The following is a 17,848-nucleotide window of genomic DNA, read 5'->3' on the forward strand; positions in this document are numbered from 1 at the left end:
GGGTCCGCCCTTGGTTGGACCGGCCGCGCTCCGATGACTCAGGCACCGCCACCCAGTGTGGGGTACGACACACCGCTGTCACGAGGGGCGTGCGGTGACTTTTTGCGTCCGGTGGGTGACGGGGTGCTGATCGGGGCTCAGAGCGCGTCGGCGCCGTGGCTCCGCAGCGACTGGGCGTACTGCTGGAGGACCCAGACCTCGTTCTGCGCGGCGGCGAGGTGGTCAGGCGCCACATTGCTCCCCAGGCGGGCCAGGCTGCCCTGGACGTCCTGGATCCTGCGGTCGACGGCGCGCAGGCGGACCTGGACGAGCTGCATGCCGGCGTACGTCTCGTCGATGCTCTTGCCGTGGAACACCTCGACGGCCAGCTCCGTGACGAGGCTGCGTACGGTGTCGTCGGGCGCCGCGTCCAGCACGGCGACCAGGTACTCGCGGGTCTCGGCGAGGCCCTGTTCGGCGCCGCCGGCCTCCGCGATGCACTGGCGGACCGCCGCGTACGGCGGGGCGGTGAACTCGTCGATGCCGTAGGCGTCGAAGGCCGGTGACACCAGGGAGGGCTTCTGCAGCGCGAGCTTGAGCAGCTCGCGCTCGGTGCGGTGGGCCGGGCTGCGGAGGTTGAGCGCGGGGCCGGGGGGCGCCTTGGGTGCATGGACCTGCTGCTGCGGGCCGCCGCTCCTGGAGCCGGTGCCCGGCGCCGGGCCGCGCTCGCCGCGGTCGCGGGCCCAGCGGGCGAGCTGACCCACGCGGTGGACGACGAACTCCTGGTCGAGAATGCCCACGAAGCCGGCGAGCTGCACGGCCACCTCACGCTGCACGCTGCTCGTCTTGATCTTCGCGACGACGGCGGCAGCCTCGTCGAGCGCGGCTGCCCGGCCGGCGGGGGTCTCCAGGTCGTAGCGGGCGACGATCTGCCGGAGTGCGAACTCGAAGAGCGGGGTACGGGGTTCGACCAGGTCGCGGACGGCGTCGTCACCCTTGGCCAGCCGCAGGTCGCACGGGTCCATGTTGTCCGGGGCGATCGCGATGTAGGTCTCGGCGGCGAACTTCTGGTCGTCCTCGAAGGCCCGCAGGGCGGCCTTCTGTCCGGCCGCATCGCCGTCGAAGGTGAAGATCACGCGGGCGCTGCCGTTGTCCATCAGGAGCCGTCGGAGGATCTTGATGTGGTCGTTGCCGAAGGCGGTTCCGCAGGTGGCGATGGCGGTGGTGACCCCGGCGAGGTGGCAGGCCATGACGTCGGTGTAGCCCTCCACGACGACGGCACGGCTCGCCTTCGCGATGTCCTTCTTCGCCAGGTCGATGCCGTACAGCACCTGGGACTTCTTGTAGATCGACGTCTCGGGGGTGTTGAGGTACTTCGGGCCGTTGTCGTCGTCGCGCAGCTTCCGGGCGCCGAAGCCGACGATCTCACCGGAGGTGTCACTGATCGGCCACATCAGCCGGCCGCGGAAGCGGTCGATGGGGCCGCGTCGGCCGTCCTGGGAGATGCCCGAGCTGATGAGCTCCTTGTCGCTGAAGCCCTTGCCGCGCAGATAGCGGGTGAGGTGGTCCCAGCCCGCCGGGCTGTACCCGACACCGAAGTGGGCCGCCGCGTCCTGGTCGAAGCCGCGCTCGGCGAGGAACTTCCGGCCGATCTCGGCCTCGGGGCTGTTGAGCTGCTCGCGGTAGAAATCGGCGGCGATCTTGTGTGCCTCGACCAGCCGGATGCGCTCGCCGCGCTGGTGGGAGGGGTTGTAGCCGCCCTCCTCGTACCGCAGGGTGATGCCCGCCTTGGCGGCGAGGCGCTCGACCGTCTCCGAGAAGGTGAGGTGGTCGATCTTCATCACGAAGGCGATCGTGTCGCCGCCCTCCTGGCAGCCGAAGCAGTGGAACAGGCCCTTGCCGGGGCTGACCTGGAAGGAGGGGGACTTCTCGTCGTGGAAGGGACACAGGCCCTTGAGGTTCCCGGCGCCCGCGTTGCGGAGCTGGAGGTACTCGGAGACGACGGCGTCGATCGGGACCGCGTCCCGGACCGCCTTCACGTCGTCGTCATTGATCCTGCCTGCCACGGGTGAAGTCTACGGGTGGGCCCGGCCGTCCGGGACCGGCCGGCGGGGGCCGGTCCCGTCGCGGGACTCGCCTGCCCAAAGGGGCGGGGCCGGAGGGTCAGAGCAGGGACTCCAGGGGTACCGACGGGTCGCCCAGGGCCTCCGGGTCGACCGGCCGGGCGGCCCTGACCAGCTTCTGGATGCTCTCGGTGACGTCCCACACATTCACGTTCATCCCGGCGAGGACCCGTCCGTCCTTCAGCCAGAAGGCGATGAACTCGCGCTTGCCGGCATCCCCGCGGAGGACGACCTGGTCGTAGGAGCCGGGCGGCGCCCAGCCCGAGTACTCGAGCCCGAGGTCGTACTGGTCGGAGAAGAAGTACGGCACCCGGTCGTACGTCACCTCCTGTCCGAGCATGGCCTTGGCCGCGGCCGGTCCGCTGTTCAGGGCGTTCGCCCAGTGCTCGACGCGCAGCCGGCCGCCGAACAGCGGGTGGTCCACGGACGCGATGTCCCCGGCGGCGTAGATGTGCGGGTCCGAGGTGCGCAGGGAGGCGTCGACGAGGACCCCGCCGCCCTGGTCCCGTGCCGCCATGTCGAGCCCCGCCGCCTCGGCGAGCGAGAGGCGCGGTGCCGCGCCGATCGCGGCGAGCACGTCGTGGGCCGGGTGCTCCTCGCCGTCGTCGGTGCGGACGGCGAGCACCATGCCGTCCTCGCCGGTGATCTCGGTGAGGTGGGCGCCGAAGTGGAACCGGACGCCGTGCTCGGCGTGGACGTCGGCGAAGATCTGGCCGACCTCCGGGCCGATGACGTGGTGCAGCGGGGTCGGGGACGGGGCGACGACGGTGACCTCCGCGCCGTACGTCCGGGCCGCCGCGGCGATCTCCAGGCCGATCCAGCCGGCGCCCGCGATCACCAGGTGGCCGTTGTCGCGGCCGAGCGAGGTGAGCACGTTGCGCAGCCGGTCGGAGTGGGCGAGCCGGCGCAGGTGGTGGACACCGACGAGCTCGGTGCCCGGGATGTCCAGGCGGCGGGGCTCGGCGCCCGTGGCGAGCAGCAGCTTGTCGTAGTGGAGGACGGTGTTGTCGCCGAGTTGCACCGAGCGGCCCTCGCGGTCGACGGAGGTGACCACCTGGCCGAGGTGGAGCTCGATGTCGGCGCCCGCGTACCAGGCGGTCTCCTGGACGAAGACCGACTCCCGCTCCTCCTTGCCCAGCAGGTAACCCTTGGACAGGGCGGGCCGTTCGTACGGATGGTCGCGCTCGTCGCCGATGAGGATCACCCGGCCGCTGAAGCCCTCCGCCCGGAGTGTCTCGGCTGCCTTCGCTCCGGCGAGTCCCCCGCCGACGATGACGAACGTCCGATGTGCGTCGACCACTTGATGCCTCCTCGGTACTGTGCTGCGCGGCGCCACCACCTGCGAGCGTCCCGCACGCAGCGTGATGACGAAAGAGGGTGTGCCCCGATCGGGCCGAAGCCACCGGCAGGTGGCCCGGTCATGGTCCAGTCTGCCGGGCGCCCGTGAGCGTCCGGTGAAGGGAACGCGCGGAGGCGTCGGTGAGTGCGGCGATCTGGTCGACGAGAACCCGTTTGCGGGCCCGGTCGTTGGGGGCCGTGGCGAACAGTGCGTGGAACTGCGGCTCCAGGCCCTCCGGCGCGCGGGCGGTGAGTGCCGCGGCGAGCTCGGCGATGACGATCCGCTGATCGGCGCGGATGGCCTCCTGGTCGGCGCGCTGCATGACGTAACGGTCCGCGACGGCCTTGAGTACGGCGCACTCGTTGCGGACGGAGCGCGGGACGACGAGTTCGGCACCGTAACGGCCGAGACGCCCGGGTCCGTAGCGCTCGTGGGTCGCGGCCTCGGCGGCGAAGCAGAACCTGCCGATGAGCTGGCTCGTGGCGTCCTTCAGACGGGCCTGGGCGACCGCGGTGCCGTCGTAGCCGTGCGGCCACCATTCCTGGGCGGTGAGCCGGTCGAGGGCTTCGGCGAGCTCCTGCGGGTCGGTGTCCGCCGGGACGTAACGCCCGATGGCCACCTCCCAGATCTCCCGGCGCTCCGGATCGGAGAAGAGACAGCCCGGGTCGACGTGCCCGGCGTGCAGGCCGTCCTCGAAGTCGTGCACGGAGTACGCGACGTCGTCGGACCAGTCCATGACCTGCGCCTCGAAGCACGTGCGGTCCTGCGGTGCGCCGTTGCGCGCCCACTCGAAGACCGGCAGGTCGTCCTCGTACACCCCGAACTTCGGTGAGCCGGGGTCCGTGGGGTGCGCGCCCCTGGCCCAGGGGTACTTGGTGGCGGCGTCCAGGGCCGCCCGGGTCAGGTTGAGCCCGACGCTGACGAGTTCGCCGCTGCGCGGGTCACGCACGAAGCGCTTGGGTTCGAGGCGGGTGAGCAGACGCAGCGACTGGGCGTTGCCCTCGAAGCCGCCGCAGTCCGACGCGAAGTCGTTGAGTGCCTGCTCACCGTTGTGGCCGAAGGGTGGGTGGCCCATGTCGTGCGAGAGGCAGGCCGCCTCGACGAGATCGGGATCGCAGCCGAGCGCCGCGCCGAGCTCCCGGCCCACCTGGGCGCACTCCAGTGAGTGGGTGAGCCGCGTGCGGGGGCTGGCGTCCCAGGAGTGGCCCCGGGTGCCGGGGGTGACGACCTGGGTCTTGCCGGCGAGCCTGCGCAGGGCGGCGGAGTGCAGCACGCGCGCACGGTCGCGCTGGAACGCGGTGCGCCCGGGCCGCTTGTCCGGCTCGGTGTCCCAGCGCTCGGTGTCGGCGGCGCCGTAGGGCGACGGGCCGCGCTCCTGTGTGTCCGGGGTGTGGTGCGTACCGTCCATGCACCGACAGTAGACGTCCGGGCTGACAGGAGGGGTCAGGCGGAGGCGAGGAGGGGCGCGTGGGCGAGGGCGTCGAGCGCGGGCGCCGCGGCGGTCAGGGCCTGGTCGTAGCGGTGGAGCAGGAGGCGCGCCATGGCCGGGTGCGAGCCGAGCGGGGCGGCGGCGATCCCCGGGGCGGCTGCGGCCGAGGCGGTCGCGAAGCGGCCGGGGGCCGTGAAGTAGGAGGCGAGGGCGACCCGGTGGCGGCCGCGGGCGGCCAGCGCGCGCACGGCGGCGGGCACGGTGGGCGTGGCGGCCGAGGCGTAGGCGGGCACGACGGGTACCCCGCCCAGGCGCGTGCTGAGCATGGCCGCGGTGCGGCGGGCGTCGACGCCGGAGTCGGGGTCGCGCGAACCGGCGGCGGCGAGCACGACTCCGGCGCTGCGGCTCGTGCCGTCCCCGTCCCGCCAGCCCGCCTCGACGAGTCGCTCGTACAGGGTCTCCACGATGAGGGGGTGCGGTCCGAGGGGTGCGGCGACGCGGGTCCGCAGGCCGCTCGCGGCGGCTGCCCGGGGCAGGTCGTGCCGGACGTGGTGGCCGCGGCCGAGGAGCAGCGGCACGAGTACCACCGCCTCGCCCCGCCCGATCCCGGCCAGGGTGTCCGGCAGGAGGGGCTCGTCGAGCTCGATGTGGCCGAGCCGGACGCCGAGTCCGGGCCGCAGCTCCCGTACCCGGTCCAGGAGTTCCAGGGCGGTGCGCAGGGCCTGCGGGTCCCTGCTGCCGTGCGCGACGGCGACCAGGGTGGGGCCGGGGATGCGGGTGCGGTGCATGGGCCTGCGGGTTCCGTTCAGGGAGACGAGGCTGAGCTGGGTTCCGAGCTGGGAGGTGATGCGTGCCAGGAGTTGCGCCGTGCTGTCGAGGGGCAGGGCTTCACGGGGGTGTTCCGGTGCCGGCTCCGTCATGCATCGATCGTGCCGGGGGGACGTTGCCGCACCGTTTCTCACGGGTGACGGGTGTTTGCCTCGGCCTCACGGCGCCCGCTTCCATGATGTCAGGATCTGTTCACAACCGCCCGGGCGAACCTTGCACGCCCTGTGGTCGTCCCCTTCCCCGGAAGGTTCGGTAAGAGCGCGGGGGGCATCGCATGCGGCAGGGGACGACGGGGCGGTTCGCGGCCCTGCTGCGGCGGGCGGGAGGACCTAGGCGGCTCCCGTCCACGCTCCCGCGGCTGCCGGGAACCCGGCGGGGGCAGCGGCGGCTGGTGCAGGCGCTGATGCTCTCCTGCGTGGTGGCCCTGGCGCCCATGACCTGGCTGCACACCTCGGCCGACGCCCGGGTACGGACGGCGGCCGATGCCCCGGCGGCGCAGGTGGCCGTGGTCTTCGGGGCGGGGCTGTGGCAGGGCAGGCCGTCGCCGTACCTCGCGCACCGGCTGGACGCCGCCGCCGAGCTGTACAGGTCGGGGAAGGTGCGGGTGGTGCTCGTCACCGGGGACAACAGCCGCGTGGAGTACGACGAACCGGACGCCATGCGCAGGTACCTCACCGCCCGCGGGGTTCCGGGCGCGCGCATCGTCAGCGACTACGCGGGGTTCGACACCTGGGACTCCTGCGTCCGGGCCAAGCGGATCTTCGGAGTCGACCGGGCCGTCCTGGTCAGCCAGGGCTTCCACATCCGGCGGGCGATCGCCCTGTGCCGTTCGGCCGGGATCGACGTGTACGGGGTGGGGGTCGACGACGTACACGATGTGACCTGGTACTACGGCGGGACGCGGGAGGTCTTCGCGGCGGGGAAGGCGCTCCTGGACGCGGTGTTCGAGCCGGATCCGCACTTCCTGGGCCCGCGGGAGCCCGGGGTGACGGAGGCGCTCGCCGACGACCTCACCGCCGGGGGCGGGGCGGGCTGAGGGGCGCGTACCGGGGGCGTAACCGGACGCACCCGTCGTCGTAATACCCGGCTCGCACGCTGGGCGCATGGCCCGTACCGAGACGTCCACCCACTGCCCGTACTGCGCGCTCCAGTGCGGGATGAATCTCCGCCCCGTCGCCGGTGGCGGGGTGGTCGAGGTCGTCGAGCGCACGGAGTTCCCCGTCAACCGGGGCGCCCTGTGCGGCAAGGGGCGCACGGCGCCCGCCGTGCTGGCCGCCGGTGTCCGCCTGACCGGGCCCCTCGTGCGCGACGCCGGCGGCGAGCTGGTGCCGGCCGGCTGGGACGAGGCGCTGCAGCGCGTCGCGCAGGGGCTGCGCGGGACGCGGGCGGAGCACGGCGCGGACGCGGTGGGGGTGTTCGGCGGTGGCGGGCTCACCAACGAGAAGGCGTACGCCCTCGGGAAGTTCGCCCGGGTGGTGCTGGGCACGTCGCAGATCGACTACAACGGCCGCTTCTGCATGTCGTCGGCGGCCGCCGCGCACCAGCGGGCCTTCGGCCTCGACCGGGGGCTGCCGTTCCCGCTGGAGGACATCCCCCGGACCGGGTGCGTGATCCTGGTCGGCTCGAACCTCGCGGAGACGATGCCGCCCGCGCTGCGCTACCTGACCGGACTGCGGGAGAACGGCGGCCGGCTGATCGTCATCGATCCGCGCCGCACCAGGACCGCCGAACAGGCCGACCTGCACCTGGCCCCGCGGCCGGGCACCGACCTGGCCCTCGCGCTCGGCATGCTGCACCTGGTCGTGGCGGACGGCCGGGTGGACGAGGAGTTCGTCCGTACCCGCACGCGTGGCTGGGACGAGGCGCGGGCGGGCGCGATGGCGCACTGGCCGGAGCTGGTGGAGCGCCTCACCGGGGTACCCGTGCCGCAGCTGCGCGCGGCCGTGGAGATGTTCTGCGAGGCGGAGGGCGGGATGGTGCTCACAGCCAGGGGGCCGGAGCAGCAGGCGAAGGGCACGGACACCGTCGGGGCGTGGATCAACTTCTGCCTGGCGACCGGCCGGGCGGGCCGTCCGCTGTCCGGGTACGGCTGTCTGACCGGCCAGGGCAACGGCCAGGGCGGCCGGGAGCACGGCCAGAAGGCCGACCAGCTGCCCGGCTACCGCAAGCTCACCGACCCTGCCGCGCGCCGTCATGTGGCCGGGGTCTGGGGCGTCGACCCCGACACCCTTCCGGGCCCCGGGCGCAGCGCCTACGAGCTGCTGGACGCGCTGGGGCGGGACGTACGGTCGCTGCTGGTCATGGGGTCCAACCCCGTCGTGTCCGCGCCGCGCGCGGGGCACGTCGAGGAGCGGCTGAGGTCGCTGGACTTCCTCGCGGTCGCGGACGTGGTGCTCTCCGAGACGGCAGCGCTGGCCGATGTGGTGCTGCCGGTGACCCAGTGGGCCGAGGAGGGCGGGACGACGACCAGCCTGGAGGGCCGGGTGCTGCTGCGGCAGCGGGCGGTCATGCCGCCCGAGGGGGTGCGCAGCGACCTTGGGGTGCTGAACGCGCTCGCCGGACTGCTGGGGCACGGGAAGGGGTTCCCGACGGAACCCGAGGAGGTGTTCGACGAGCTGCGGCGCGCCTCGGCGGGCGGGCCGGCCGACTACGCGGGCATCACGTACGCCCGGATCGCGGCGGAGGACGGGGTGTTCTGGCCCTGTCCGGACGAGGCGCACGCCGGGACGCCGCGGCTGTTCCTGGAGCGGTTCGCGACGGACGACGGGCTGGCCCGGTTCGTCCCCGTCACGCACCGGCCGCCGGCGGAGGAGACCGATGCCGCGTATCCGGTGGTGCTCACCACCGGGCGCGTGGTGTCGCAGTACCAGTCGGGGGCGCAGACCCGCCGCGTGGCGGAGCTGAACGCGGCGGCGCCGGGGCCCTTCGTGGAGATGCATCCGCGGCTGGCCGAGCGGATCGGGGTGGCCGAGGGCGAGGGGGTCGCGGTCACCTCCCGGCGGGGGCGGGCGGTGGCACCGGCGAGGATCACCTCGTCGATCCGGCAGGACACCGTCTTCATGCCGTTCCACTGGCCGGGCGAGGGCCGGGCGAACTCGCTGACGAACCCGGCGCTCGACCCGGTGTCGCGGATGCCGGAGTTCAAGGTGTGCGCGGTGCGGGTGGAAGCCGCCGGGTGAGCCAGTTCCCGTCGGGGACCAGGGTGCCGCCGGTCCGCGGGGAACGGGTCACGGAGGCGGCCAGGTAGACCCAGGCGCGGACGGGCTGTGGGCTCGGCCATCCCGGGCCTCCTCGTCATCGGCGTTCACGGTCACTCGATTGTCGGCCCCGCCGGTGTCAGCTGCCGTAAGGGTGCCGGGTCCTGGCGTCACGCAGCGCCCGGCCCCACCAGACCAGCTGGTCGAGCATCCGCTTGGCCGCGCCGTCGACCGGCCCCGGGTCCTTGGGCCGGCCCCGGTCGTCGAAGAGCGCGCCGGCGCGGTGGAAGGAGACGGTGTCGCGCACGGTGGTGGCGTGGAGCTCGGCGAAGACCTGGCGCAGGTGCTCGACGGCCCGGAGGCCACCGGAGACACCGCCGTACGACACGAATGCGACCGGCTTGGCCTGCCACTCGGCGAAGTGCCGGTCGATGAGGCTCTTCAGCGGGGCCGGGTACGAGTGGTTGTACTCCGGGGTGACGACGACGAAGGCGTCGGCCCACGCCAGTAGCGGGACGCCGCCGGCATCGCGGGCGCCCGGCGGTTCGGTCTCGGCGACGTCGACCGGTCGTGCCTCGATGCCGGGGTGGCCGGCCGCCCGGCCGAGGAACCAGTCCGCGACGACGGGCCCAAAGCGGCCCTCGCGGTTGCTGCCGAGGATGACGGCCACCTTCAGCGGGGCGTCGGAACGGGTGGGAGGGACAGGTGTGGTGAGGTCCATGCACGGCAGCCTCACACCTCGACCAAGGTTGAGGTCAAGCGTGTCGGGCGGCCGCATACGGTGGGACCATGACGATTCCCGCACCCGCCGCGTACGTCGAGTTCGACGGCCGCCCCGCCACAGCGGAGGACCTCCGCGTCCCGGCCTTCGCCGGGTACGGCCACTTCACCGCGATGCAGGTCAGGGATCGCACGGTGCGCGGCCTGGACCTGCATCTGGAGCGGCTCGACTCGGCGAACCGCGAACTGTTCGGGCCGCCCCTCACCGGGCACCGGGTACGGGAGCTGATCGGGCACGCACTCGACTCCGCCGGGATACGGGACGCTTCGGTGCGGGTGCACGGCTTCATGCCGCCCGGCGCCGCGGAGACGGTCACGATGGTGACGGTACGCGGGCCGGCGCGGATGGCCCGGGAACCGAGGAGCCTGATGTCGGTCCCCTACGCGCGGTCCGTGCCGCACATCAAGCGCCCCGGCGAGTTCGGCCAGACGTACTACAGGGAGCTGGCCGGGCGTTCGGGCTTCGACGAGGCTCTGCTGACCCTGCCCGGTGGTGTGGTGACCGAGGGGTCGGTCACCAACATCGGCTTCTGGGACGGCGCATCGGTGGTCTGGCCTGACGCCCCGGCCCTGACCGGCATAACGATGGCACTGCTGGATGAGGGACTCGCCCGGACGGAACGGCCCTCGGCGCGGCGGCCGGTGACGCTGGAGGGGCTGGGCGCCTACCGCGCGGCGTTCCTCACCAATTCTCAGGGGATCGCACCGGTCCGGCAGATCGACGGCACCTCGTTCACGGTCGACGAGGAACTGATGGCGCGGATCGGACAGGTCTACGAGGACGCTCCTCGCGAGGCGGTCTGACCTCTCACGGGGTGCGGCCGGGAACTCGCCGCGGACCGCGGGTCCCGGTACGGGACCATGGGCTCCATGCAGATCCACATCGAAGCCTCAGATCTTCCGGGCCGCACCTGCGGTCCCGGCACCGGCTTCGCCGGTTTCGACGACATCCATGTCGGTGTGCAGCGCAAGGACCGGCCGGGCGAGCTGCTGGGTCTGCACCCGGGCGACGCTCCGCGTGCGGACTGGACCCTGGACTGCACGGCCGTCTCCACCGCCGAGGGCGTCGAGATCTCGGGGCCGTACATCCAGAACCGGCTCGGCGGGCACTTCGTCTACCTGTCCTGGGGCACCGTCGACCCCTCCGGCACCTTCACCATGTTCCGGCGCGCCAAGCTGATGATCGGCGACATCGATCCGGAGGTCGTCGAGGCCTCCGCACGGACCGGACACCTCACCGCCCGACTGCGCCTGACCGACGACAAGGGCGGACCGAGGTGCGGCCGTGTGCGCCCGCCGGACATCACCTGGTCCGCGACGAACCATGGGGCATGAGGGGCCGGCGGTACGCGGAGACATAGCACCGCCCCCACCGGTCCCGGGGGGGGATGGGCCGGTGAGGGCGGTTGCCGGAGGCGGCGGGGTGCTGCCGTCCCGTGGGGGGTGTGGTGCGTTTGCCCGCCCCCGGGAACTCCATGTATATGACGTACGCCACACCCGGGAGGCGGAGGCGTCACCCGATCGGCACCGGACGCCTTCGGCCGCCTCCGTCGGCGCCACGACCTGCACGGAACCGGGGCGAAGGGCTCGTCAGCGGGTCCGTACGGGTGAAAGCTGACCGAACGTCAGCGTGCAGCCGGGCCGCATCACCCGTTACCTCGGAGGGAGGACACATCCGTCTGCCCGGAGGATTCCCATGCGCAGCCCCGCCCGCCTCGTGACCGGTACAGCCGCCGCGGCCCTCACCGCCGCCGCGCTCGGCCTCGCCGCAGCCTCGTCCGCCCACGCGGGCGTGACCGGCTTCGGCAGACCGGGGCTCACCGCGGCGGTGGTGTCGGCCCCAGGTGCGGCGGAGTGCGGGTCCGCAGACGCGACCGAACCGGACGCCTCGGCCGCCTGCGACACCGACGCGGCGCCGGCCGATGACCTGGACCCGGCTGGGGAGTCGGCCGCCGTCGACGAGTTCGACGCCCTCGGGGACCCGTCGGCCACCGGTCCCCTCGGCGAGGCCGACGATCCGGCGGCGCTGTCCGGGTCGCTCCGGCCCCAGACCGACGAGGACTCACCTGCGGACGACCTCGGCACCGGCTTCGCGGAGAAGCCGGGGACCCGGCCCGAGCCCTTGGTCCCCCCCGGCACCGACGGCGGACACGCGAAGCCGCCCACGGGCAGGCCCACGACACCGCCCGGTAACCGGCCCAGTGAGCCCTCCGGGCATGTCAGGACGGGAGTCGGCGGAAGCACCGCCCCCGACACGGCGCAGCTCGCGGCGGGAGCCGGCCTCGTCGCGGCGGCCGCCGGCAGCGGCGTCCTGCTCCTGCGCCGCCGCCGCTCGGACGGCGCGCACGGCTGAGGCCGGCCCGGAGGAGGACGACGTGAACGGGACCGCGCTGCGGGCCAGGGCGTGGCTGGCCGGCATCGTCGCGCTGTGCGGTCTGTGGCTCGTCGAGGAGGGCGCGGCCGCCCGGCTCGTCGCACCCCAGCCATCCACCAGGGAGGCGTTCGCCGCCGGCCCCGAGGTGCGGCCCGGCGTGCCGGTCGCCTCGCCCCTGCACCCTTCGGCGCCGGTCAGGATCCGCGTCCCGGACATCGGCGTGGACGCGCCCATGACGGGGCTCCGGCTGGGCGCGGACGGCAGCCTGGACGCGCCTCCGGCGGAGCGCCGCAACCTCGCGGGCTGGTACGAGGACGGCACACCCCCCGGCGCGAAGGGGACCGCGATCGTGGCCGGCCACGTCGACAACGCCGAGGGGCCGTCCGTCTTCTACGCCCTGGGGTCCCTGAAGAAGGGCGCCCGGATCGAGATCGACCGTGGTGACCGCCGCACCGCGGTCTTCTCGGTCGACGCGGTCGAGGTGTACGAAAACGACCACTTCCCGGACGAGCGGGTCTACGGCGCCACCGCGCACGCGTCGCTGCGCCTGATCACCTGCGGCGGCGGCTTCACCCGCGAGACCGGATACCTGGGCAACGTGGTCGCGTACGCGCACCTCACCGAGGTGCGGTGATCAGGCGGTCCACTGGTCGAAGCCGAGCTTGGCGACGAGCGAGAACACCACGACCAGCAGGACCCCGCGCACGAAGCCGCTGCCCTTCCTGAGGGCCATGCGCGCCCCAAACATGCCGCCGGCCAGGTTGAACACGGCCATCAGCGCGGCCGGCTGCCACAGGACCGTGCCCTGATAGGCGAACATCGCCAGGGCGCCGGCGTTGGTGCAGACGTTCACGATCTTCGCGGTGGCGGACGCGGTGAGCAGGTCGAGGTGGAGCACCGCGGTCAGCGCGAGCACCAGGAACGTGCCCGTGCCGGGCCCGAACAGCCCGTCGTAGAAGCCGATACCGCCGCCGACCAGCACGATGGCGGTCACGGTGCGCGCGCGGGTGACCTGCCGGCCCGTGCCGTCGCCGGCCGCCGCCGTGCCGAAGGACGGCCGCAGCATCACGAAGGCCGCGACTCCGAGCAGGACCACCATGATCACCGGCCGCAGTACGTCGCTGCTGATCCCCGCGGCGAAGAAGGCACCGGTCATCGACCCTGCCAGCGCCGTGAGCCCGATCCGTACGGCGGTCCCGACCTGGACCGGTGCCTTGCGGGCGTACGTCACGGCGGCACCCGAGGTGCCGACGATGGCGACCGCCTTGTTGGTGCCGAGGATGTGCGCGGCCGGGACGTGCGGGAGTCCCAGCAGCAGGGCCGGCAGGAGGAGCAGCCCGCCGCCGCCCACCACCGCGTCGATCCAGCCGGCAGCGGCGGCCGCGAGGCACAGCAGGACGAGGGTGGTCAGCGTGATGTCGGGCATGTACGCGACCCTAGGCAAGCGATAGGTGCCCAGTCCAACCAGTCTCGCCCGCGCCTCACAGGGGCCGTGCGCCGGCGCTGAGCGCAAGGTTCCTCCCGGGAAACAGGAGGGATGCGGTCGGGAAACACCGGCCCCGCAGTGTCTTCGTCATGAGCACACGGAGCGGGCACACGGCGCAGGTGGTGGTGATCGGCGCCGGGATGGCGGGTGCGCGGCTCGCCGCCCGGGTGCCCGGTGTCACCGTCATCGGCGAGGAGGCGCACGCACCGTACAACAGGGTGCTGCTGGCCGAGGTCCTCGCGGGCCGGTACGAGCCGGACGTGATCGCGCTGCCGCCCGCCGAGGTGCGGCGCGGGGTGCGGGCCGTGCGGATCGACCGGGCGGAGCGCAGGGTCCTGTGCGACGACGGCGGCGTCATCGGCTACGAGCGCCTGGTGCTGGCCACCGGCTCCAACCCGGTGCTGCCCCCGCTGCGGGGCATCGGCCGCACCCTGCCCGACGGCGTGCACCCCTTCCGCACCCTGGACGACTGCCTCGCCCTGCGCGCCGCGGTCCGTCCCGGAACGCGCGCGGTCGTCATCGGCGGCGGGCTCCTCGGGGTGTCGGCCGCCCGCGCGCTGGCCGGGTGCGGCGCCCAGGTGGTGCTGGCCCAGCAGGGCGAGCACCTCATGGAACGGCAGTTGGACTCCGAGGCGGCGGAGATGCTGCGGCGCCATCTGGAGGCGCTCGGCGTCGAGGTGCACACGGAGAGCCGGGTGCGCGGGCTGCGCTGCACGGACGGCGCCGTCCCGGCCGTGCGTGCGGTGGAGATGGCCGACGGCTACGAACTGGAGGCCGAGATCACGGTCCTGGCCTGCGGGGTCCGCCCCAGGACGGGTCTGGCGCAGGCCGCCGGTCTCGGCGTCCGCAAGGGCGTGGTCGTGGACGACGAGCTGCGCACCTCGGACCCGTACATCCACGCGGTCGGCGACTGCGCCGAGCACGACGGGACGGTCTACGGGCTGGCGGGCGCCGCGCTCGAACAGGCCGACGTGCTGGCCGACGTGCTGGCCGGACGGCCCGCGGCCTACCGGGGCACCCGGGCGCTGACCCGGCTCACCCTGCGCTCCCCCTCTGCCTCCCCGGTGGCCGCCGGGGTTCCCGGCGGTCTCGACCTGGCCGCCTTCGGCGACTCCCGGCCGATGCCCGGGGACGACGTGGTCCGGCTGGCCGATGCCACGCGGGGCGCGTACCGCACGGTCGTCGTCCGGGGCGACCGCCTCGCCGGCGGGGTGCTGTTCGGCGATCTCGCCGCGGTCGGCACGCTCGCCCGGGCCTGGCAGGACGACGAACCGCTGCCTGCCGACATGTCCCTGCTCCACCTGCTCACCAACGACGGAGGCTTCTGATGCCGGTGTCCACTCCCCCGACCCCTCCCACCGCGGGCGTGCCGACGATCGTGGTCGTCGGGCACGGCATGGTCGGACAGCGGTTCCTGGAGGCGCTCGCCGACCGCGGGCTGACCGCCGCCGCGGGCACGGCCCGTGTCGTCGTGCTCTGCGAGGAGCCCCGTCCCGCGTACGACAGGGTGCAGCTGACCTCGTACTTCGCCGGGAGGACGCCGGAGGACCTCTCGCTCGTCGAGCCGGGTTTCATGGCTGCGCACGGCATCGAGCTGCGCGTCGGCGATCCGGCGGAGAGCGTCGACCGTGAGGCGCACACCGTCACCGCGCGCTCCGGGGAGACCTTCGCCTACGACACGCTGGTGCTGGCCACCGGCTCGTACCCCTTCGTCCCGCCCGTGCCGGGAAAGGACGCCGAGGGCTGTTTCGTCTACCGCACCATCGAGGATCTCCTCGCGATCGAGGAGTACGCGAAGGGCGCGAGGACGGGCGCCGTGGTCGGCGGCGGGCTGCTCGGCCTGGAGGCCGCGGGCGCTCTCAAGGGCCTGGGACTGCGGACGCACGTCGTGGAGTTCGCGCCGCGGCTGATGCCGGTGCAGGTCGACGAGGGCGGCGGGGCGGCCCTCCTGCGCACCATCGAGAACATGGGGCTCTCCGTGCACACGGGGGTCGGCACCCAGGAGGTGACCGCGGGTGAGGACGGCCGGGTGGACGGCATGTCCCTGTCGGACGGCTCCTCCCTCGCGACGGACCTCGTCGTCTTCTCCGCCGGTGTGCGCCCCCGGGACCAGCTGGCCCGTGACTGCGGTCTGGAGGTCGGCCCGCGCGGCGGCGTCGTCGTCGACGAGCAGTGCCGCACCTCCGACGGCGACGTGTTCGCGATCGGCGAGTGCGCGCTGGCCTCCGACGGCCGGGTGTACGGCCTGGTGGCGCCGGGCTACGAGATGGCGGCGGCGGCCGCCGAGGTGATCGCGGGCAACGCGGCCTCCTTCACCGGCGCCGACCTCTCCACGAAGCTGAAGCTGCTCGGTGTGGACGTGGCCTCCTTCGGCGACGCGCACGGCGCGGCCGAAGGCAGCCTCGACGTCGTGTACGCGGACTCCCGCTCGGGCGTCTACAAGAAGCTGGTGATCGGGCAGGACGGCACCCTGCTCGGCGGTGTTCTCGTCGGTGACGCCGACCAGTACGGCACGCTGCGCCCGATGACGGGCACGGTCCTGCCGGTGGCCCCCGAGCAGCTGGTGCTGCCGGCCGGTGCGGGCGGTCCGGTCACCCTCGGCCCGTCCTCACTGCCCGACGAGGCCGTGATCTGTTCCTGCCACAACGTCACCAAGGGCGCGATCTGCGGGCACACCACGCTGCCCGAGGTGAAGAAGTGCACCAAGGCCGGTACCGGCTGCGGAAGCTGCGTCAAGGTCATCGGCCAGCTGCTGCCGCAGCCCGAGGACCAGGGGCTCTGCGGCTGCTTCGCGTACACCCGGAGCGAGCTGTACGAGATCGTGCGCACCCTCCGCGTCACGTCGTACGCCGAGCTGCTCGACTCGCACGGCCGCCCGGAGGCACGCGGCGGTGACGGCTGCGAGGTCTGCAAGCCCACGGTCGGCTCGGTCATCGCGTCGCTGGCCCCGACGGTCGGTGCGAGCGGCTACGTCCTTGACGGCGAGCAGGCGGCCCTCCAGGACACCAACGACCACTTCCTCGCCAACCTCCAGCGCAACGGCTCCTACTCGGTCGTGCCGCGCATCCCCGGCGGTGAGATCACCCCGGAGAAACTCATCGTGATCGGCGAGGTGGCCCGGGACTTCGGCCTCTACACGAAGATTACCGGAGGGCAGCGCATCGACCTGTTCGGCGCCCGCGTCGACCAGCTGTCGCTCATCTGGACCCGCCTGGTGGACGCCGGCTTCGAGTCCGGGCACGCCTACGGGAAGTCGCTGCGGACGGTCAAGTCCTGTGTGGGGCAGACCTGGTGCCGCTACGGCGTTCAGGACTCGGTGAGGATGGCGATCGACCTGGAGTTGCGATACCGCGGTCTGCGCTCCCCGCACAAGCTGAAGTCGGCGGTCTCGGGCTGCGCCCGCGAGTGCGCGGAGGCCCGCGGCAAGGACTTCGGGATCATCGCCACCGCCCAGGGCTGGAACCTGTACGTCGGCGGCAACGGCGGCGCCACCCCGCGCCACGCGGACCTGCTCGCCCAGGACCTGTCCGACGCCGAACTGGTGCGTCTCATCGACCGGTTCCTGATGTTCTACATCCGCACGGCGGACCGTCTGGAGCGCACCTCGACCTGGCTGGACCGGATCGAGGGCGGCCTGGACCACGTGCGCGACGTCGTCGTCCACGACTCGCTGGGGCTGTGCGACGAGCTTGAACGCCTGATGGCCGACCATGTCGCCGGCTACCGGGACGAGTGGGCAGAGACCATCAAGGACCCCGAGCGGCTGCGGCGCTTCGTCACCTTCGTCAACGCCCCTGACGCCCCCGACCCCTCGGTCAGGTTCGTCCCGGAGCGCGACCAGGTCAAGCCCGACCTGGACATCCTCGCGGGCCCGGTGCTCGCCGTCCGCACTCTCGAAGGGACCCCCTCCTGATGACGACCACGACGGTGGAGACGGCGCGGGACACCCGGACGATCCGGCTCGCGGACGGGGACGGCTGGCTGACGGTCTGCGACCGCTCGCTGCTGACCCCGGGACGAGGTGTGGCGGCGCTCCTGCCCGACGGCAGGCAGGTGGCGCTGTTCATGGACCGGGCCGGGCGGGCCTACGCGATCGACAACCGGGACCCGTTCACCGGCGCGTACGTCCTCTCCCGGGGCCTGCTCGGCTCCGTGGGCGGACGGCCGTTCGTCGCCTCGCCGCTCCTCAAGCAGCGCTTCGACCTGGAGACGGGCGCGTGCCTGGACGACGACGACGTGTCGGTGCCGGTGTTCCCGGTCCGCGCGGACTGACTGCGCCTTGTTCACGACACGTTGGAACTGCGTCCACCACG

15 protein-coding genes are annotated in these 17,848 nt (G+C 73.2%); 9 read left to right on the forward strand and 6 right to left on the reverse strand.

Going from position 1 to position 17,848, the window contains the following annotated elements; genetic code table 11:
• Nucleotides 1-137: 137 nt before the first annotated feature.
• From dnaG to ACFU5K_RS21445, 4 genes are all read right to left on the reverse strand, one after another.
• Entirely contained in the window at nt 138-2,045 is a 1,908-nt protein-coding gene (gene dnaG / locus ACFU5K_RS21430; protein WP_384064013.1) for a DNA primase, read from the reverse strand.
• A 97-nt stretch (nt 2,046-2,142) separates the two neighbouring features.
• The gene (locus ACFU5K_RS21435) at nt 2,143-3,402 is read right to left on the reverse strand and encodes an NAD(P)/FAD-dependent oxidoreductase (protein WP_384064016.1); all 1,260 of its coding nucleotides are present in this window, start codon (nt 3,400-3,402) and stop codon (nt 2,143-2,145) included.
• A gap of 118 nt (nt 3,403-3,520) precedes the next feature.
• Complete coding sequence (locus tag ACFU5K_RS21440; protein WP_384064019.1) at nt 3,521-4,849, reverse strand: deoxyguanosinetriphosphate triphosphohydrolase; 1,329 nt, start codon at nt 4,847-4,849, stop codon at nt 3,521-3,523.
• Nucleotides 4,850-4,884: 35 nt separating this feature from the next.
• Complete coding sequence (locus ACFU5K_RS21445; RefSeq protein ID WP_384064021.1) at nt 4,885-5,790, reverse strand: sirohydrochlorin chelatase; 906 nt, start codon at nt 5,788-5,790, stop codon at nt 4,885-4,887.
• A gap of 182 nt (nt 5,791-5,972) precedes the next feature.
• On the opposite strand from ACFU5K_RS21445, the gene ACFU5K_RS21450 reads away from it, so the two are divergent.
• Nucleotides 5,973-6,734 (forward strand): vancomycin high temperature exclusion protein, encoded by a 762-nt coding sequence (locus tag ACFU5K_RS21450; RefSeq protein WP_384064023.1) that lies wholly within the window; start codon nt 5,973-5,975, stop codon nt 6,732-6,734.
• Between the two features lie 67 nt (nt 6,735-6,801).
• Entirely contained in the window at nt 6,802-8,877 is a 2,076-nt protein-coding gene (locus tag ACFU5K_RS21455) for a molybdopterin oxidoreductase family protein (protein ID WP_384064025.1), read from the forward strand.
• 157 nt (nt 8,878-9,034) lie between these two features.
• Here the strand turns inward: ACFU5K_RS21455 and ACFU5K_RS21460 are convergent, their stop codons facing one another.
• Nucleotides 9,035-9,616 (reverse strand): NADPH-dependent FMN reductase, encoded by a 582-nt coding sequence (locus tag ACFU5K_RS21460; RefSeq protein WP_384064028.1) that lies wholly within the window; start codon nt 9,614-9,616, stop codon nt 9,035-9,037.
• Between the two features lie 68 nt (nt 9,617-9,684).
• Between ACFU5K_RS21460 and ACFU5K_RS21465 the strand changes: the two genes are divergently transcribed.
• The 4 genes from ACFU5K_RS21465 to ACFU5K_RS21480 all read left to right on the forward strand — a co-directional run bounded on the left by ACFU5K_RS21465 (nt 9,685) and on the right by ACFU5K_RS21480 (nt 12,683).
• The gene (locus tag ACFU5K_RS21465) at nt 9,685-10,479 is read left to right on the forward strand and encodes an aminotransferase class IV (protein ID WP_384064031.1); all 795 of its coding nucleotides are present in this window, start codon (nt 9,685-9,687) and stop codon (nt 10,477-10,479) included.
• Between the two features lie 66 nt (nt 10,480-10,545).
• Complete coding sequence (locus ACFU5K_RS21470; RefSeq protein WP_384064034.1) at nt 10,546-11,010, forward strand: DUF5990 family protein; 465 nt, start codon at nt 10,546-10,548, stop codon at nt 11,008-11,010.
• A 361-nt stretch (nt 11,011-11,371) separates the two neighbouring features.
• Complete coding sequence (locus ACFU5K_RS21475) at nt 11,372-12,028, forward strand: hypothetical protein (protein ID WP_384064037.1); 657 nt, start codon at nt 11,372-11,374, stop codon at nt 12,026-12,028.
• 22 nt (nt 12,029-12,050) lie between these two features.
• Nucleotides 12,051-12,683 (forward strand): class F sortase, encoded by a 633-nt coding sequence (locus tag ACFU5K_RS21480; protein ID WP_384064039.1) that lies wholly within the window; start codon nt 12,051-12,053, stop codon nt 12,681-12,683.
• Here the strand turns inward: ACFU5K_RS21480 and ACFU5K_RS21485 are convergent, their stop codons facing one another.
• On the reverse strand, nt 12,684-13,475 hold the full coding sequence (locus ACFU5K_RS21485) for a sulfite exporter TauE/SafE family protein (protein WP_384064042.1): 792 nt from the start codon (nt 13,473-13,475) through the stop codon (nt 12,684-12,686).
• Between the two features lie 149 nt (nt 13,476-13,624).
• Here ACFU5K_RS21485 and ACFU5K_RS21490 point away from each other — a divergent pair, with 149 nt between their 5' ends.
• The 3 genes from ACFU5K_RS21490 to nirD are packed head-to-tail and all read left to right on the forward strand — an operon-like array spanning nt 13,625 to nt 17,807.
• On the forward strand, nt 13,625-14,863 hold the full coding sequence (locus ACFU5K_RS21490) for an NAD(P)/FAD-dependent oxidoreductase (RefSeq protein WP_384064045.1): 1,239 nt from the start codon (nt 13,625-13,627) through the stop codon (nt 14,861-14,863).
• Nucleotides 14,863-17,448 carry a nitrite reductase large subunit NirB gene (gene nirB, locus ACFU5K_RS21495; protein ID WP_384064047.1) on the forward strand — a complete coding sequence of 862 codons (2,586 nt, stop codon included), beginning with the start codon at nt 14,863-14,865 and terminating at the stop codon, nt 17,446-17,448. The genes ACFU5K_RS21490 and nirB overlap by 1 nt, the downstream gene beginning before the upstream one ends.
• Nucleotides 17,448-17,807 (forward strand): nitrite reductase small subunit NirD, encoded by a 360-nt coding sequence (gene nirD / locus ACFU5K_RS21500; RefSeq protein ID WP_384064050.1) that lies wholly within the window; start codon nt 17,448-17,450, stop codon nt 17,805-17,807. Before nirB ends, nirD begins: the two co-directional genes overlap by 1 nt.
• The last annotated feature ends 41 nt before the right edge of the window (nt 17,808-17,848 follow it).

The organism is Streptomyces sp. NPDC057428 (assembly GCF_042803195.1).
Taxonomy (GTDB): Bacteria; Actinomycetota; Actinomycetes; order Streptomycetales; family Streptomycetaceae; genus Streptomyces.

Bases quoted from the DNA above. Each gene is read 5' to 3' on its own strand.
- ACFU5K_RS21440 (WP_384064019.1), bottom strand. From the start codon at position 4,849: ATGGACGGTACGCACCACACCCCGGACACACAGGAGCGCGGCCCGTCG.
- ACFU5K_RS21445 (WP_384064021.1), bottom strand. From the start codon at position 5,790: ATGACGGAGCCGGCACCGGAACACCCCCGTGAAGCCCTGCCCCTCGAC.
- ACFU5K_RS21450 (WP_384064023.1), top strand. From the start codon at position 5,973: ATGCGGCAGGGGACGACGGGGCGGTTCGCGGCCCTGCTGCGGCGGGCG.
- ACFU5K_RS21455 (WP_384064025.1), top strand. From the start codon at position 6,802: ATGGCCCGTACCGAGACGTCCACCCACTGCCCGTACTGCGCGCTCCAG.
- ACFU5K_RS21460 (WP_384064028.1), bottom strand. From the start codon at position 9,616: ATGGACCTCACCACACCTGTCCCTCCCACCCGTTCCGACGCCCCGCTG.
- ACFU5K_RS21465 (WP_384064031.1), top strand. From the start codon at position 9,685: ATGACGATTCCCGCACCCGCCGCGTACGTCGAGTTCGACGGCCGCCCC.
- ACFU5K_RS21470 (WP_384064034.1), top strand. From the start codon at position 10,546: ATGCAGATCCACATCGAAGCCTCAGATCTTCCGGGCCGCACCTGCGGT.
- ACFU5K_RS21475 (WP_384064037.1), top strand. From the start codon at position 11,372: ATGCGCAGCCCCGCCCGCCTCGTGACCGGTACAGCCGCCGCGGCCCTC.
- ACFU5K_RS21485 (WP_384064042.1), bottom strand. From the start codon at position 13,475: ATGCCCGACATCACGCTGACCACCCTCGTCCTGCTGTGCCTCGCGGCC.
- ACFU5K_RS21490 (WP_384064045.1), top strand. From the start codon at position 13,625: ATGAGCACACGGAGCGGGCACACGGCGCAGGTGGTGGTGATCGGCGCC.
- nirB (WP_384064047.1), top strand. From the start codon at position 14,863: ATGCCGGTGTCCACTCCCCCGACCCCTCCCACCGCGGGCGTGCCGACG.
- nirD (WP_384064050.1), top strand. From the start codon at position 17,448: ATGACGACCACGACGGTGGAGACGGCGCGGGACACCCGGACGATCCGG.